This window comes from Rhodococcus sp. IEGM 1379 (genome assembly GCF_030056815.1).
Classification (GTDB): domain Bacteria; phylum Actinomycetota; class Actinomycetes; order Mycobacteriales; family Mycobacteriaceae; genus Rhodococcus_F.
Map to the genome: position 1 here is coordinate 1 of NZ_JASHKR010000094.1, position 15,459 is coordinate 15,459.

General features: G+C 60.8%; 15 protein-coding genes. 5 read left to right on the forward strand and 10 right to left on the reverse strand.

Going from position 1 to position 15,459, the window contains the following annotated elements; genetic code table 11:
* Positions 1–234 precede the first annotated feature (234 nt).
* Genes QM600_RS25995 through QM600_RS26010 form a run of 4 tightly spaced genes read right to left on the reverse strand, consistent with a single transcriptional unit; the run spans position 235 to position 4,601 of the window.
* On the reverse strand, positions 235–882 hold the full coding sequence (locus QM600_RS25995) for a hypothetical protein (protein ID WP_283264608.1): 648 nt from the start codon (positions 880–882) through the stop codon (positions 235–237).
* The gene (locus QM600_RS26000; protein WP_283264610.1) at positions 866–2,599 is read right to left on the reverse strand and encodes a GMC oxidoreductase; all 1,734 of its coding nucleotides are present in this window, start codon (positions 2,597–2,599) and stop codon (positions 866–868) included. Before QM600_RS26000 ends, QM600_RS25995 begins: the two co-directional genes overlap by 17 nt.
* Positions 2,596–4,080, reverse strand: a complete 1,485-nt coding sequence (locus tag QM600_RS26005; RefSeq protein WP_283264612.1) for a flavin-containing monooxygenase — start codon at positions 4,078–4,080, stop codon at positions 2,596–2,598. The genes QM600_RS26000 and QM600_RS26005 overlap by 4 nt, the downstream gene beginning before the upstream one ends.
* A complete protein-coding gene (locus tag QM600_RS26010; RefSeq protein ID WP_283264624.1) occupies positions 4,077–4,601 on the reverse strand; it encodes a TetR/AcrR family transcriptional regulator in 525 nt (174 codons plus the stop codon). Before QM600_RS26010 ends, QM600_RS26005 begins: the two co-directional genes overlap by 4 nt.
* A 195-nt stretch (positions 4,602–4,796) precedes the next feature.
* Between QM600_RS26010 and QM600_RS26015 the strand changes: the two genes are divergently transcribed.
* From QM600_RS26015 to QM600_RS26030, 4 genes are all read left to right on the forward strand, one after another.
* Positions 4,797–5,489: a response regulator transcription factor gene (locus tag QM600_RS26015; RefSeq protein WP_283264613.1), complete on the forward strand. Its 693-nt coding sequence runs from the start codon at positions 4,797–4,799 to the stop codon at positions 5,487–5,489.
* Positions 5,490–5,624: 135 nt separating this feature from the next.
* Positions 5,625–5,891, forward strand: a complete 267-nt coding sequence (locus tag QM600_RS26020) for a LuxR C-terminal-related transcriptional regulator (protein WP_283264614.1) — start codon at positions 5,625–5,627, stop codon at positions 5,889–5,891.
* A gap of 16 nt (positions 5,892–5,907) precedes the next feature.
* Complete coding sequence (locus QM600_RS26025; RefSeq protein ID WP_283264615.1) at positions 5,908–7,131, forward strand: sensor histidine kinase; 1,224 nt, start codon at positions 5,908–5,910, stop codon at positions 7,129–7,131.
* Positions 7,128–8,162 (forward strand): DUF8320 family protein, encoded by a 1,035-nt coding sequence (locus QM600_RS26030; RefSeq protein WP_283264616.1) that lies wholly within the window; start codon positions 7,128–7,130, stop codon positions 8,160–8,162. The genes QM600_RS26025 and QM600_RS26030 overlap by 4 nt, the downstream gene beginning before the upstream one ends.
* Here the strand turns inward: QM600_RS26030 and QM600_RS26035 are convergent.
* The 4 genes from QM600_RS26035 to QM600_RS26050 all read right to left on the reverse strand — a co-directional run bounded on the left by QM600_RS26035 (position 8,155) and on the right by QM600_RS26050 (position 12,411).
* Complete coding sequence (locus tag QM600_RS26035; RefSeq protein WP_283264618.1) at positions 8,155–9,051, reverse strand: hydroxymethylglutaryl-CoA lyase; 897 nt, start codon at positions 9,049–9,051, stop codon at positions 8,155–8,157. The genes QM600_RS26030 and QM600_RS26035 overlap by 8 nt on opposite strands.
* 1 nt (position 9,052) lies before the next feature.
* On the reverse strand, positions 9,053–10,267 hold the full coding sequence (locus QM600_RS26040; RefSeq protein ID WP_283264620.1) for a CaiB/BaiF CoA transferase family protein: 1,215 nt from the start codon (positions 10,265–10,267) through the stop codon (positions 9,053–9,055).
* Positions 10,268–10,305: 38 nt separating this feature from the next.
* A complete protein-coding gene (locus QM600_RS26045; protein ID WP_283264625.1) occupies positions 10,306–12,027 on the reverse strand; it encodes a multicopper oxidase family protein in 1,722 nt (573 codons plus the stop codon).
* Positions 12,028–12,168: 141 nt separating this feature from the next.
* Positions 12,169–12,411: a hypothetical protein gene (locus tag QM600_RS26050; RefSeq protein ID WP_283264622.1), complete on the reverse strand. Its 243-nt coding sequence runs from the start codon at positions 12,409–12,411 to the stop codon at positions 12,169–12,171.
* A gap of 136 nt (positions 12,412–12,547) precedes the next feature.
* Between QM600_RS26050 and QM600_RS26055 the strand changes: the two genes are divergently transcribed.
* Positions 12,548–13,153, forward strand: coding sequence for a putative Ig domain-containing protein (locus QM600_RS26055; protein WP_283264623.1), 606 nt, complete (start codon positions 12,548–12,550; stop codon positions 13,151–13,153).
* On the opposite strand, the gene QM600_RS26060 is transcribed toward QM600_RS26055, so the two are convergent.
* Both QM600_RS26060 and QM600_RS26065 read right to left on the reverse strand, forming a co-directional pair.
* Positions 13,126–14,160: an aspartate-semialdehyde dehydrogenase gene (locus QM600_RS26060; protein WP_094270882.1), complete on the reverse strand. Its 1,035-nt coding sequence runs from the start codon at positions 14,158–14,160 to the stop codon at positions 13,126–13,128. The genes QM600_RS26055 and QM600_RS26060 overlap by 28 nt on opposite strands.
* 7 nt (positions 14,161–14,167) lie before the next feature.
* Positions 14,168–15,433: an aspartate kinase gene (locus QM600_RS26065; protein ID WP_243622553.1), complete on the reverse strand. Its 1,266-nt coding sequence runs from the start codon at positions 15,431–15,433 to the stop codon at positions 14,168–14,170.
* Positions 15,434–15,459: the final 26 nt, after the last annotated feature.

Below are 15,459 nucleotides of genomic sequence, written 5' to 3' on the forward strand. Positions count from 1 at the left end.
TCTGGAATTAGTCAAGAAAAGGATTACCTAAGTTGAAGGGAGACCGGCGTCACACTGTCGGATGGGGAACAAATCAGCCAGGCCCACCGTTGAACCCCTCGTCGGCGTCCGAAACAAGCCCCGGGCCCCACCCCATTTGTCGCTACGAGCGACCATCCGCCGAGAGGCGCCTGTGGGGCGTCGACACCGAAGGCCGCCCAGCGATTGCGCTGAGCGGCCTTCACCTTTTTCGAGCTAAACGCGCTTGGCCGGGCCGGTCCTCATCTTTCCGTCTGTGATGACGATCCCCCGATGCGAGCCTGCCACCAGCCAATTCGGCAAAGTCGGACCTTCGGATTCCACGTCGACGCGGGCGTACCGGAACCTGCCGGCGAGCCTCGCCGACGCGATCGCCAACCGACCGGTGGGCTCGGGCTGCGCAAAACCCAACGCACCGGCGATGGGTAACCGCGGGCCCTTCGCCATCACGGTAGAACTCACTTTCCATCCGGCGCCCTGCGCACTCATACGTCCGAGGACCGTCCCGTCGAAACCGGCGAGAACTTTCGGGAGTTGCCAATGGGTACGGCCGCCGTGAACGGAAGCTTCCGAATCCACCGCGATGAAGGGCACCGACATCCGTGGCATCGGCCCGATCCGCCTGCTCGGAATCCGCAGCACCGGACTGGCCAATATCTCTCGGTACGGACCGACTGGCGAATCGAGATAATCGACCATCATCGCCACCGTGACGGGAATGATCTGGCTTCCCTTCCCGAATTCACGACCCGCTGCCGTGCTTCGATGCCACCAGAGCGTGGCCTGTACCCGCGCCGGCCACGGCGGCGGACTACTGACGGGCCATTCTGTTCGGTCTGTCTCGGATTCAGGAACACTCCACATCGGGGACCTTCTCAGCTCGGACGATCAAGGGCAGGCGAAGCGCACCTGGCGCATGCGCGGGCACTACAGGGCTCGACGGTAACGTCGGATCGATACGTACATAAGACTTTCCGGCTTCAGGGCGCGCGTCGACGGCACCCTTGTTCGGCCACAAGGCACAAGCACGCTCAGCCTGCGCGGTAATGGTCAACGAAGGATTGACACCGAGGTTGGCGCTCACAACAGATCCGTCCATCACGTGCAACCCTTCATGTCCGTACACGCGCAGATACGGATCCACGACGCCCGTCGACGCCGAATCGCCGATCGCACAACCTCCGAGGAAATGTGCAGTCATAGGAATGTTGACCACGTCGGCGATGGAACCACCGGGGTCGCCGTCAATCTTCTGCGCGATCTTTCGAATAGCAGTGTGGCCTTGCGGAATCCACTGAGGCGGAGGTGCCCCCGGGCCGGGATGACTGGTGAGCGCACGGCCGAATCTTCTGGGGTTCTTGGACAGCTCGAGAGAGTTGTCGTCGGTTTGCATGACCAGCGCGATAACGGTCCGTTCCGACCAGTTCCGCACGGACAGTGAACGAATGAAAGCCCCGGGGTGACGCGCCGCGACTGCGAGTGTCTTCAGCGCCCGCGGAGCCTTCCCGCCGCCGTCGCTGAGAACGGTCTGTAACAGCCCGATTGCGTTGCTTCCTTTGCCGTACCGAACCGGTTCGATGTGGGTGTGATTATCCGGATGGAACGATGATGTGATCGCGACACCCTGCGTGAAGTTGCGGCGACGCGACTTCGCTGTGGCAGCCAACACTGCTTCCGAGTTGGTACGTACAACGGTGCCCAACATATCCGACAGATTGGGCAGTGCACCAGAATCTTTCATTCCGAGCAACAGTCGCGCTGTTCCGTAGGTACCCGCTGCCACCACCACCTGGTCGGCGGTGAATATCCGCTCCCGCTTGACCACACCATCCGTACGCCGCGACCGCAGGCGGTATCCGCCGCCTGCGATCGGCCGGAGATCCGTCACGGTGGTGAGCGGGTGAATTACGGCACCGGCACGCTCCGCAAGATGGAGATAGTTCTTGACCAGGGTGTTCTTTGCCCCGACACGACAGCCCGTCATGCAGGCACCGCATTCGGTGCACCCTGTTCGGTCCGGACCCACTCCTCCGAAGAAGGGATCGGGCACAGAAACTCCGGGGTCCCCGAAGAAGACTCCGACCGGAGTGGAGGTGAATGTCTCCCCCACCCCCATCTCTTCGGCAACTTCCTTCATCACCGCATCTGCGGGGGTGAACGACGGGTTGGTCCGCACACCCAACATTCGCTTAGCCTGGTCGTAGTACGGTGCCAATTCCTCGTGCCAGTCAGTGATGTGAGCCCACTGCTTGTCCTCGAAGAACCGTCTCGGCGGCTGGTACAGAGTATTGGCGTAGTTGAGTGATCCACCGCCCACACCGGAACCTGCCATCACCAGAACATCCGGGAGCAAGTGAATGCGTTGCACGCCGTAACACCCGATCCACGGCGCCCACAGGTACTTCCGCAATCGCCAACTGGTTTCTGGAAGCTCGTCGTCGGCGAATCGCCGTCCGGCCTCGAGAACCCCGACGCGATATCCCTTCTCCGTCAGCCGAAGTGCCGCCACGCTGCCGCCGAAACCTGAGCCGATGACTATGACGTCATAGTGGGTCGTAGTTATACGTGAATTCCCCGTCATGCGTGAACACCCGTAGCGGCGCGGGTCTTGTAGTTCTCACGGTCGAAGCGATTAAGCAGTGAACGGTACTTCCACGTGAACGTGGGCCATTGCACCGAATTGCGCCCCTGCGAATCGATATACCAACTCGAGCATCCGCCCTTGCTCCACACCGTGTGCAGCATTTCGTGCTGCACATATCGGTTGTATTGCGTCTGCACCGAATCTTCGACCTCCAGTACGTCTATCCCCTCTCTCCGCATGGTGTGCAGCGCCGCATTGACGTACTCGGCCTGCGATTCCAGCATGTAAACGATGGAACTGTGCCCCAGGTTGGTGTTAGGTCCGTACATCAGGAAGAGATTCGGGAATCCGCTAACGCTCGTACCTTTGTACGCGCTGGGGCTTCCGTTCCAGTGCGTCGCCAAGGTCTCCCCACGCGCACCGGTAATCAGATGCGCCACGGGGGGTTCCGCCGGAGTGAATCCCGTTGCAAAGATGATCGTGTCTACTGCGTGTTCATTGCCGGCCGCGTCTACGACGCCGTCCTCGGTCACCGACACCACACCCTGATCGACCAGACTGACATCGGCACGGTCCAGGGTCCGCAGCCAGTCGTTCGAGAGGAGCATACGTTTGCACCCAATGGTGAAGTCCGGGGTCAGTTTCCGGCGCAATTCCGGGTCTCGCACCTGCCGATAGAGGTGCAGGCGCGCCACCTTCTCAAAAGCTGGCAGCGCCCAGGTTCCATGTGACATCGCCGCACCGAGCGCCTCTCGGAAGCCGTAAACAACGCCGCGGACGGCTTTTTGCGTAGCGGGAATCTTTGCATACAGCGCCTTCTGAACCGAAGGGACAGCTCGATCCGCGCGCGGAATCACCCAGGCTGGTGTTCTCTGAAACACCGTGACGTGCGCTGCCGGATCAGCAATCTCCGGAACGAATTGCACTGCGGAAGCGCCTGTTCCGATCACCGCCACGCGCTCGCCGCGCAGCTCGTGTTCGTGGTTCCACGTCGCAGAATGGAAAGTGGTACCGGAGAATTTCTCGAGGCCGGGAAAGTTAGGAATGTTCGGCGTTGACAACGCTCCGGTGGCGGCGACCAGCACCTTCGCCGTCAACGCTCCGCCTGAGGTCTGGATGTGCCACAACGACAAATCCACGTCCCAAATCGCCTCTTCGAGTTCACAGTTCAGAACCACTCGGTGATCAATGCCGGTGTCCGCTGCCACGTTCTCGAGGTACGCATAGATTTCGGATTGGCGGGCAAAGGTGTGACTCCAATCCGGACTGGGCGCAAAAGAATACGAGTACAGCGCCGTCGGAACGTCGCACGCACACCCCGGGTACGTATTGTCCCGCCACGTGCCGCCGACGCTCGCACCTCGCTCGATCAAGACGACATCGGTCGTCGGGTCGTCGCGGAGCATTCGCGCGGCCAGTCCCATCCCGGCGAATCCTGCACCGACGATGAGCGTTTCGACATGTTCGGGAAGTTTCACTTCTTCTCCACTCTGGATTGCCAGGCCGGCAGCAGTCGCGCACGCAGCGCCTGGTCGGCTTCAGGGGTACGAAACAGGGCTGACACCGCAAGCCCGCGGACAAGTTCAACGGTTAATTCGACTGTCTCGGAATCGAAGCGGTCACCGAATATCTGGGCACTGCCGAACGCGAGCGCCTCGCCCACCTTGCGTTCGAGGGGCACACTCGCCGCATGGAGGGCCGGATCGGTGCGCGCGGCCACCCACAATTCCAACGCGGCATAGAACAGCGGACCGGAAAATGCGCCCGCGAGTATCTCCAGCCCTCGACCGCCGTCTACCTCGGCCGTGAGAATTTCCGCCAAACGCTTGTCCACCAGATATTCGACAGCCGCAACCACAAGCGATTCCTTCGTCGGAAAGTGATGCAGCTGGGTCCCCCTCGAGACCCCGGCCCGGCGAGCGATCCCCTGGGTACTCGTTCGCGCATAACCCAACTCGACCAGCGATTCGACTGCTGCGTCGAGCAGGCGCCCTCGCATCGCAGCGGTGCGTTCCACCTGCGTGCGGGTCACTTTTACATCGGACGTGGGCTCAGTCACAACACGACTGTAGAGGGAAAACAGAAAACAGTCCAGACTGACTCCAAAACTTAGCCAGCGGATAGCGCAACCCATACCAACCGAGCCGATTTGCCTGATAACGTCGTCGAAACGCCAGAAGGGGATTAGTCCATTATGCCGGTACAGTCTGTATTTCCGAATCGTCGTGTGGGGTTAGTGGAGGACCACGAATCGGTCGCGATCGGCCTTTCCGTGATGTTGCGGGACGAGTCCGACTTGGATCTGGCGTGCATCGCAACCACGGTGACGGAACTCCTCGCCCAGAACATCAACCTCGACCTGGCCATTCTCGATCTCAGACTGGCAGACGGATCTTCGCCGAAGAGCAATGTCGAGCAACTGCGCGCGTCCGGACTGGAGACCCTGGTGTTCACCGGAGCCGAGAACCCGTACCTGGTGCGATCGGCAGCGCGGGCGGGTGTACTCGGCGTGGTTCGCAAATCCGAACCCGCTGCCGTCGTCATCGACGCCATTCGAACTGCTGCCTCCGGCATCCAGGTGGTGACCACCGAGTGGGCTGCCGCTATCGACGGCGACCCGGGACTGGACGAGGTCGGCCTGAGTCCCCGCCAACTCGACGTCCTCGAACTGTATGCCTCCGGAGAAAAGGCCGATCGCGTCGCGCGACTCACGGGACTGGCGCCACAGACAGTCAACGACTACCTCCAGCGCATCCGGATGAAGTATGCGGCGGTCGGGCGTCCCGCACCGACAAAAACCGATTTGTACAAGCGCGCGGTCGAGGATGGCGTCCTACCGATTCCGGAAAGATCAGCGCCCCCGGAGCGAGTTGATGAACTCCGCTAACGATGCCCCGGACTTTATGGGCAGTGGAAGTATTGTCTGTCTTGCACCATTGTCCCGAATTACATTCGCTATAGATAAGTGGGTAGTGCGGCCGCCTGGCACAACTCTTCTGCTCCGCGAACGAAGGACAAATCCATGACTGCCGCGATCGTTAATCACCCCGCCCGCACACTCGTCAGACCGAACCTGTCTGATCGAGAAATCGAAGTCCTCCGCGCATGGCTGCTGAGTGACTCCAAATCATCTGTAGCGCAACGACTCTTCATCAGCACCGGCACCGTCAACACCCATCTTTCACGTATCCGAGACAAGTACGTACTCGCAGAAAGGCCCGCGTCTACCAAATGCGAACTTCTCGTACGCGCAATCCAAGATCGGATCATCGCTATCGAAGACCTCTGACAGTTCAGCGGCGAGCATGGTGATGCCTGACCTCAACAGTGGAGTCGCTAAAGACGACACAGCCATGACAACGGCCGGGGACAACATCCGTCGACTCTTCGGCAGGTTCATCTGCGTCGGATACTTTCTTTATCTGATATTGCTCATCCCGGATATTCACGAGGCATCGGCGCTGTCCGATTGGTGGTGGAATCCCCTCGCGGTTGTCACCATTTTCGGTGCCGCACTCGCGCTGGGACTTTCGACGTTCCATCGAGACGTTATCTGGGTCAGCCGCATGGCCGCGGTCAATGCAATCGTATTCATCGTCGTCGAACTACTGTGGTGGCCTGCATGGAACGGCGGGCACCTCTCCGACTACGGTCTGTGGACCACCAACTTCCCCGGAGTCGCCAGCCTCGCCGCAGCAGCCGCCTGGCGACCGACGGCAGCTTTCGCCCACCTCCTCATCGCGGTTGTCATCTCGCAGTTGACCAATCACATCATCCGGGTCAGTCCGACGACGCACCTTCTGGTGCCCGACCTGCTCTTTGCGTTCACCTTCTGCGCAGTATTCGTGGCAGCCGCAGTCATGGCATTGCGGACGGGACGCGTACTCGATGCCACCATCGCCAGTACCCATGCTGCTGCCGCGAGCGCTGCAGCGGCCGAGGCGACATCCGTCGAACGCGAACGGTTCGACGCGCTCATTCACGACACCGTGATGTCCACCCTCCTCGCAGCGTCACGAAATGACAGCGATCCGACAGTGATCGAGCAAGCTCGCCGGACCGTCGCAAGACTCGACGATCTGCGCTCCGGCACCGATCACGAAACCAATTTCGACATCGATGGAGTTCTCGCTCAATTTCGTTCGGCAGCTTCGGAAGTGGACGAGAATATTACTTTCGACGTCGACAACACCGGCACCTCCGCCGTGGCTGTGTATCCGACCGACTCGATTCGAGCGATGTCCGCAGCCCTCGCGGAAGCTTTGCGCAACAGCATCAAACATGCCGGCCCGACTGCTCACCGCCGAGTCTCCGTCACGGTAGCGGGCACCCAGCTCGAGGTGCTCGTCGCGGATAACGGCGTTGGATTCGACCCTACGACGGTCAGCACACATCGACTCGGAATCGCAGTCAGCATTCGCGGGAGAATGCGTCAGCTCGAGGGTGGATCTGCACGTGTGCAGTCAGCGCCGGGACGAGGAACCACCGTCGTACTGGATCTGAAATCCACTGCTGAGTCGCACTCATGATCCGCCCGGACGGACGAGATGTCCGTGATCTCCTCGGAATGCACAGTGCAGCTGCACGCGCCATGGCCGCACTCTTTGCCCTCACCTGTGCAATCTCGTTGCTATACACCAGTTCCGACGTCAGCGCGGTCTGGCCGCTGTGGTTGGCTGCCCTGGTCTGTTCCGCATCGGCTTTCACTCTTGTCCTCAGCGACGGCGATCCCCTGCCGCTCGTGCAGAGCATCGCCCTTTCACTGACCGGCGCGGTGTCGAGCGCTGCGGTGCTGTCGGTGGTTCCGGTACCGGTCAATGATCAAGCTCAGCTGTGGCAATTCGGTATGTCGACGGCAGTCTTCACATTCATGTGTGTCCGGGGCAGGACCGGGCTGGCGTGGTTCGGTCTTGTTCTGATGATCGCCACCGCCATGATCTGGTCCACCGTCACCGAACAGGGCAGCCTGCTCGGGTTGTCCATGACAGCCATCAATGCGGGTCCGGTCCTCATGTCCACGTTCTTCGCGTACACGATTCGACCACAGGCGAAGGTCATTTATCAGCTTCGCGAACAGTCCACTGCGCGCATTGCCGCTGAATCCGCAGCATCGGCAGCTTTGGCGGAACGGGACGAACAGCTGAATCGACTGGATCGCCTTGCTCGTCCACTCCTCGAACGGGTGGCGTCCGGCATTCCACTGAGTCCCGCAGAACGTCAGGACTGCGAATTGCTCGAAGCGAAGTTGCGAGACTCCTTGCGCGCCCCTGGTTTACAGAAGACAAGCGTTGTCGACGCCGTACATGCCGCCCGAAGCCGAGGTGTCGAGGTAGTGATGCTCGACGATCACGGGATGGACGATGCGGATCCCGAGGTACGTGAATGTCTGCACCGAGCTGTGGTGGACGAACTCGCCACAATCACTTCCGGAACGGTGACCATTCGCATTCTTCCCCCGAGAAGGACAGCGATGGCCACGATGCTGATCGACGCCGAAGATGTACGACGCCTCGAGTTCGATCACAGCGGAGAGCGGATCGTGCGTGCTGCTGCTATCTGATTCGATCGCCCGCGCGCAGCAAGTTACTGGGAACAACATGTCCCACAACTGATTCCGCCACGGACGCAGCGCGAATGGATGCGTCCAGATCGATCCCCGTCGCGATGCCCATATCTGCGAGCATGTAGACCAATTCTTCGGTGGCGATGTTGCCGCTGGCGCCGGGCGCAAACGGACACCCGCCGAGTCCACCTGTCGACGCGTCGAGATTCCGAACTCCGTGTTGCACGGCCGCCAACGCACAGGCCAGACCCGTGCCGCGAGTGTTGTGGAAATGAACGCCCAAATCGAAGTCACCGACACGCCGATTGACCGCTTCGATCAGACGCCCGACGCGTCCCGGCGTCGCGGTTCCGATGGTGTCGGCGATCGAGAACTGATCGGCGCCAAAATCTTTGGCCTGCTCCGCAATACGCAGCACACGATCCGGATCAGTGGGGCCGTCGAAGGGGCAGTCCCACGCTGTCGCAACGATAACCTCGAGGCGACCACCGGCGTCGTGAACAATCCGGCTGACCTCGTCGATCCGCTCACTCGCCTGCTGCGTAGTCGAGCGAGTATTAGCCTGGCTGTGGCCATCCGATGCTGATACAACGTATTCGACGGTCTTGATTCCGGCCGCGACTGCACGCTTCGCTCCGCCGATCCCGGCAACCAGAGCCGAGAACTCGATACCCGGCCAGCGATGTAGTTCTGCTGCCAACTGTTCGGCGTCAGCCAGTGCGGGCACTGCGCGCGGCGAGACAAACGATGTGGCCTCGATACGCGAAACACCGCTTGCAGCAAGGGCTTCGATAAGTCGCAGTTTCTCTGACAGTGGCACCGGATCTTCGATCTGCAAGCCGTCACGCGGCCCTACTTCGCGGATGCTCACGCTGGTCACGGTCATGTCAGATCACGCCCCTCTTGTGCAATGCGGCCTGGTCTTCGAGAGAGATTCCGAGAAGTCCGCCCCAAATTGCATCGTTGTCAGCACCGGGTACAGCTGCTCCCGCATTACGAACCGACCCCGGCGTATCACTGAAAGTAGGCACGATACCGAGACCCAGGACGTTCTCACCAATCCGCTCGTCGAAGTGATCGACGAGCATTCCACGCTCGATCAACTGCGGATCCTTGACGACGTCTTCTACCGTATTGATCGGTCCGGCAACAACTCCCACATCAGTGAGCCGATCCACCAGTGTGGCCGAATCCTGCTCGACAACCCAGCATCCGATCAACTCGTCGAGTTCGTCCTGATGTTTTCCCCGGGCAACATGATTCGAGAATCGCTCGTCCTGCGCAAGTTCCGGTCGTCCCATGATGGCGCACAGGCGCACGAAGAGTGTGTCCTGATTTGCCGCGATGACAACCCAGTTTCCCTCGGAGGTCTGATAGATGTTGGACGGCGCAATCCCTTCCAACCGGGTTCCCGAGGGTTGCCGGATGATGCCACCGCGGTCGTAGTCCGGAATTGTCGATTCCTGCACTGCGAGACACGATTCCGTGAGCGCCACATCGACTACCTGACCCCGTCCGGTTCGTTCACGGGACAGCAGGGCCGCCAATACTCCTTGCACGGCGAACATTCCACCGAGGGAATCGCCGAGCGACAGCGCGATACGTGGCGGCGCCTGCCCCGGATAGCCGTTCAAATGCCGAAAGCCGCTGACCGCCTCGGCAACCGAAGCGTAGCCCGCACTCTTCGCTTTCGGACCCGTCTGCCCGTACCCGGACACTCTGGCCAGCACCAACTTCGGATTTCGCTCACTCAGTACATCGAAGCCCAAACCCCATTTTTCGAGGGTTCCCGGCCGAAAGTTCTCCACGACAACATCTGCGTGCTCCACCAAGTCGAGGAACAGATCACGGCCGGCCTCCACTCTCAGATCGAGCGTGACACACCGCTTGTTCCGAGCATGCACCGTCCAGAAGAATCGGTGACCGTCCTGCTCGGCCTGCCCCCAGGTGCGGAGCGGGTCGGGACGATCCGGGGATTCGATCTTGATGACATCGGCGCCCATGTCGCCGAGCAGTTTCCCGGCGAATGGTCCCGCAATCAAGGTTCCGAGTTCGATCACCCGATATCCGTCCAGGGGCCCGGTGGGCGCACCTTCCGACACAGCAGCCTCCTCAGGAGAACGTCTCTCCCTATGCGAGGTTACGTCACCAATCGATACCGCAACATCATGTCGTGATCTTCGTGATCAAGCATGTGGCAATGCCAGACGTACCCTTGCAGGTCGCCCATGCCGCTGCCGCCGTGCCCGCTGTGATCTACCATCGCGCTCCGAGGGAACGTCGCATCGGGATCGAAGCCCAATTCGTCGGCCGTCGGAAAGCGCATCATTACACGAGTTATCGAGTTGGCGTCCACGATCACGGTGTCCTTCGCCCCAGTTTCCCAGACTTCGGGCGGTCGCATCGGCGAGGTCACGAAGTCATCGGCCGACGGCGTCCACCGCGAACCGACGTCGGCCACCGGATACTTCGCGGTCAGCGCCGAAGTGTCGATATTCTGCCTACCCAATACTCGAAAAGTCACCAGGTGCAGATGAATCGGATGCGGTTCTGTGGTGACGTTGATCAGGTTCCACTGCTCGGTTGTCCCCTGCCGTGGCATTTCCAAATCATCGGAGGTATACCGCAAGTTGTTGAGCGACATGATCATCGACGGATAGTCGGACGGGCGTGAAATCTGCATGATCGTGAGATCACGAACCACATCCGGCTTCCCTAGAGGAGCCTCGACCGGCCCCATCTGCTGGGGAACCGATCCGTTGAATCCCACGGTGTTGCCCACCACAAACCTGCAGAACACCGGCATAAGCACCGTACCGCGTTGTGCCACAGCAAGAGGCACCGGTTCGTCGTTGCGCAACTCTATCGCCGTACCAGCCTCGAGCACACTGAAATCGACCAGGATATCTGCCCTCTCCCCCGGACTCAGCCGAATACGATCAGTAGGCGCCGGCGAGGCAAGAAGCCCACCTTCGGTACCAATCACCCAGAACCGCATACGATTTTCGAAATACAGACTGAAGGTCGAGTACGACGCCGCATTGAGCAGTCGCAGGCGATACATGCCCCGCGCCACCTCGATCTTCGGCCACGCGACGCCATTGACCACCCCCACATCGCCGGGCGTCGCCGGATCCCATTGCCCCTGCGGTGTCGTCCAGATCGAACGAACGCTCTGGCGGCCGTCGGAGGTGAAGATTTTGTCCTGCAAGATCATCGGGATCTCGAACTCGCCAGACGGCAGACCGAGCGAATTGGACGACGTCCCGCTATCCGCATCGTCACGCAACAAGTACATGCCTGCGAGCCCCGCGGACACATTGAGCCGCGTCATTCCCATCGCATGATCGTGGTACCAGTGGTTTCCGGCTACTCGACCCGGCGCGTACTCGTGTGTCAGTCCTTCACCCGGCCGCTGAATCAGCTCGGGGTGGCCGTCGTACTGAGGCGCAGTCACTCCGCCGTGCAGGTGCAGCGACGTGGGAACCTGAGTGCGATCGAGGTCGCTGACGCCATGCAGACCCGGGTCGACATCAGCTGCAAATGGATGTGCACCAATGTTATTGGTGTATCGCACCTGCACGGCTTGGTCGACGTGAGCCTCGATCGTCGGCCCCAGATAGTCCATTCCCCCGTACCCAAGCGACGGCGAGTAGGGGAGGTCGGGATGAAAACGATGCATCGACGACGCCGCTCCGAGGTCGATCCCGCTGCCCGTCACGATCGGTGGAACAGCCAAAGTCTGACGGAAAGGTTCCAGCCTCGGCGACGGCAACTGAAGCGGCCGCAACGGATCGACGTTCGGCAACGTGGGCAGGCCTGCAGAGGCCGATCCCACCGACAATGCGCCGAGTCCTGCCATCAACCCCAAACCCTGAACAAACGATCGTCGACGGATCTTGTGCGGCTTGTCCACGACAGACTCATCCACTGCAGGCCCCTTATCGCTGATGGCATCCGCACCGGGTTACCCAGGCACGCGCTGCATCAAACAGCAGGCGGCTCAGATCGCTTGCTGCAACCAGCGTTTCAATATCGGCAAAACATGCTCGGGTTGCATTGCCTGGGTGTGATCGAGACCTTCCAGAATTTCGACACTCCATCCCCACGAACGCACCTCGTCGACCGGCAGTTCCGCCGGCGCAACTCGAACACCACCCCACCTTTCCCCGTATTCGATGACATCTGCCGAACCTGCGAAACACAGGTATCGACGGAATCGAATCCAGGCTTCTACGTCAAGCACTCTGATGCGCCTTGATGTTTTGCGGGTAGCGTGCCCGAATCTCCACTGGTGCCACAACCCTCGGATCGAGGGGCTGATACATCGCGCAAGTGGCCCGAACCGCCGCAGCATGCGCCGCAGCCGCCTAGCACTTGCGATGACCCTCGACAGCGCAGTCGGTGTCGCGGACCCTTTCGACCCTGACTGCCCCTTTCAAAATCGAGCCACCACCGCTGATTGCCCTGGTGGTGGTGCTGTCGACCCCCCGTTATTCTCCGACAACTTACCCCTCGTTCTGACCGGCGTTGTCGGCACCGCCATCAGCGACCACCTTTTCACCGTCCGCGGCAACCCGACACCCACCCTCACCGCAACCGGCCTCCCCACTGGAATCACCTTCACCAACAGCACCCTGGCCGGAACACCCACTGAAGCAATCACATCCACCATCACCATCACCATCAGCGCAACCAACACCTCCGGCACCACAACCAAAACCGTCACACTCACGGTCACCCCGACATCGGTCACATCCGAGCATCCGGCGACCAATCCCTTCGGATCACTCGAGCATATCTTTTTCGGAAGCTGGCAGAAGCTGGCACCCTTTTCCTCTAGTGAGCACCCACTACAGCGTGCTGGAAACGGTGCTCACTATGCACAAACGGTGCTCACTTCGGGCACAAACGGAAGTGACCCCGCACCAGAAGGTACGGGGTCACCTACAGATGACGCTCAGCCGACCAGCAGTTCGGCAATCTGAATGGTGTTGAGCGCAGCACCCTTACGCAGGTTGTCACCCGAAACGAAGAGAGCGAGTCCGCGACCCTCGGGAACACCCTCGTCCTGACGGATACGGCCGACCAGCGAGACATCGCTGCCCGCAGCAGCCAACGGCGTCGGAACCTCGACGAGTTCGACACCGGGAGCGTCGGCAAGGATTTCCTTCGCGCGAGCGACCGAGATCGGGTTGGCGAACTCGGCGTTGATCGCGAGCGAGTGGCCCGTGATCACCGGAACGCGCACGCAGGTACCGGAAACCAGGAGACCTGGAAGACCCAGGATCTTGCGGCTCTCGTTGCGGAGCTTCTGATCCTCGTCGGTCTCGCCGCTGCCGTCGTCGACCAGCGAACCTGCGAGGGGAAGGACGTTGAACGCGATGGGAGCAACGTAGTTGTTCGGGGCCGGGAAATCGACAGCGCTGCCGCTGTGGACCAGCTTCTCGGCGTCACCGACAACTGCGCGCACCTGGCCGAGGAGTTCCTCGACGCCGGCGATGCCGCTACCGGAAACAGCCTGGTAGCTCGAGACGATGAGACGCTGCAGACCGGCTTCGTCGTGCAGTACCTTCAGCACTGGCATTGCTGCCATGGTGGTGCAGTTGGGGTTTGCGATGATGCCCTTGACCAGGTTCTTCGCGTCCTGCGGGTTGACTTCGCTGACCACGAGCGGAACGTCGGGATCCTTGCGCCAAGCGGAGGAGTTGTCGACAACCGTCGCACCGGCAGCGGCGAACCGCGGAGCCTGCACGCGCGAAAGCGTCGCACCCGCGGAGAAGAGGGCGATGTCGATGCCCTTGAGGTCCTCGTCGGAGGTTGCAGCAGCATCCTCGACGACGATCTCTTCGCCGCGGAACGTCAGCTTCTTACCGGCAGAACGTGCCGATGCGAAGAACCGCACCTTGTCTGCGGGGAAGTTTCGCTCTTCGAGCAGTGTGCGCATAACGATGCCGACCTGACCGGTCGCGCCGACTACAGCAATGGTTGTCATCTGAAAACTACCGTCCTGTTCCTGCGTGTACTACCGCTACTTCGTCTCCACCAAGTCCGAACGCGGCGTGGATAACCCGCACGGCGTCGTCCAATTCGGTGTCCTTGACCAGCACGGAAATGCGGATCTCGGAGGTGGATATGAGGTCGATATTGATGTTCGCTTCGGCAAGCGCCTCGCAGAACGTTGCCGTGACGCCCGGGTGGCTGCGCATGCCGGCTCCGACGAGGGAGAGCTTTCCGATGTGGTCGTCGAACAAGATCTGTGTGAAGCCGATCTCGTCCTGACGCTTGGTCAGCATCTCCACTGCCTTGGGGCCGTCGGCCGTCGGGAGTGTGAAGGTGATGTCCGTCTTGTTGGTCTCCACCTTGGAGATGTTCTGCAGCACCATGTCGATGTTGATCTCGGCATCGGAAACTGCGCGGAACACCTTTGCGGCATGTCCCGGTGTGTCCGGCAATCCGACAACGGTGACCTTGGCTTCGCCGCGATCGTGCGCGACTCCGGTGAGCAGGGCCTCTTCCACAGGAATGTCCTCCATCGATCCGGACACGATTGTTCCGGGCTTGGTGGTGTATGACGAACGGACGTGCACAGGCACGTTGTAACGACGGGCGTATTCGACGCAGCGGAGCATGAGCACCTTGGCACCACTCGCTGCGAGTTCGAGCATTTCCTCGAATGAAACGGTCTCGAGGCGATGAGCGTCGGGGACGATGCGCGGATCAGCGGAGAAGACGCCGTCGACGTCGGTGTAGATCTCGCAGACGTCAGCGTTCAGTGCAGCCGCCAAGGCAACAGCAGTGGTGTCCGAGCCACCACGTCCGAGCGTCGTGATGTCCTTGCTGTCCTGGCTGACGCCCTGGAACCCCGCGACCAGAACGATCGACCCCTCGTCCAGCGCAGCGCGCACGCGGCCGGGTGTGACGTCGATGATCTTGGCGTTGCCGTGGCTGCCGGTGGTGATGACTCCGGCTTGCGAGCCCGAGAACGAGCGGGCTTCGGCACCGAGTGAATGAATTGCCATCGCGACCAAGGAGTTGGAGATGCGCTCACCAGCAGTCAGCAGCATGTCCATTTCACGGGCCGGCGGTGAAGGGCACACCTGCTGAGCAAGGTCGAGCAGCTCATCGGTGGTATCGCCCATCGCTGACACCACGACGACGACATCATTGCCGGCCCTCTTGGTCTCGACGATCCGTTCAGCGACTCGTCGGATGCGCTCGGCGGATGACACCGAGGATCCGCCGTACTTCTGGACGACGAGAGCCACGCGTTTCTACCTCCAGGTCGAAATTG

What these genes read in the sequence shown, in the direction of transcription:
- QM600_RS26035 (WP_283264618.1), bottom strand. Translation starts at nt 9,051, where the DNA reads ATGACCGTGACCAGCGTGAGCATCCGCGAAGTAGGGCCGCGTGACGGC.
- QM600_RS26025 (WP_283264615.1), top strand. Translation starts at nt 5,908, where the DNA reads ATGGTGATGCCTGACCTCAACAGTGGAGTCGCTAAAGACGACACAGCC.
- QM600_RS25995 (WP_283264608.1), bottom strand. Translation starts at nt 882, where the DNA reads ATGTGGAGTGTTCCTGAATCCGAGACAGACCGAACAGAATGGCCCGTC.
- QM600_RS26030 (WP_283264616.1), top strand. Translation starts at nt 7,128, where the DNA reads ATGATCCGCCCGGACGGACGAGATGTCCGTGATCTCCTCGGAATGCAC.
- QM600_RS26045 (WP_283264625.1), bottom strand. Translation starts at nt 12,027, where the DNA reads ATGGCAGGACTCGGCGCATTGTCGGTGGGATCGGCCTCTGCAGGCCTG.
- QM600_RS26015 (WP_283264613.1), top strand. Translation starts at nt 4,797, where the DNA reads ATGCCGGTACAGTCTGTATTTCCGAATCGTCGTGTGGGGTTAGTGGAG.
- QM600_RS26010 (WP_283264624.1), bottom strand. Translation starts at nt 4,601, where the DNA reads ATGCGAGGGCGCCTGCTCGACGCAGCAGTCGAATCGCTGGTCGAGTTG.
- QM600_RS26000 (WP_283264610.1), bottom strand. Translation starts at nt 2,599, where the DNA reads ATGACGGGGAATTCACGTATAACTACGACCCACTATGACGTCATAGTC.
- QM600_RS26020 (WP_283264614.1), top strand. Translation starts at nt 5,625, where the DNA reads ATGACTGCCGCGATCGTTAATCACCCCGCCCGCACACTCGTCAGACCG.
- QM600_RS26055 (WP_283264623.1), top strand. Translation starts at nt 12,548, where the DNA reads ATGACCCTCGACAGCGCAGTCGGTGTCGCGGACCCTTTCGACCCTGAC.
- QM600_RS26060 (WP_094270882.1), bottom strand. Translation starts at nt 14,160, where the DNA reads ATGACAACCATTGCTGTAGTCGGCGCGACCGGTCAGGTCGGCATCGTT.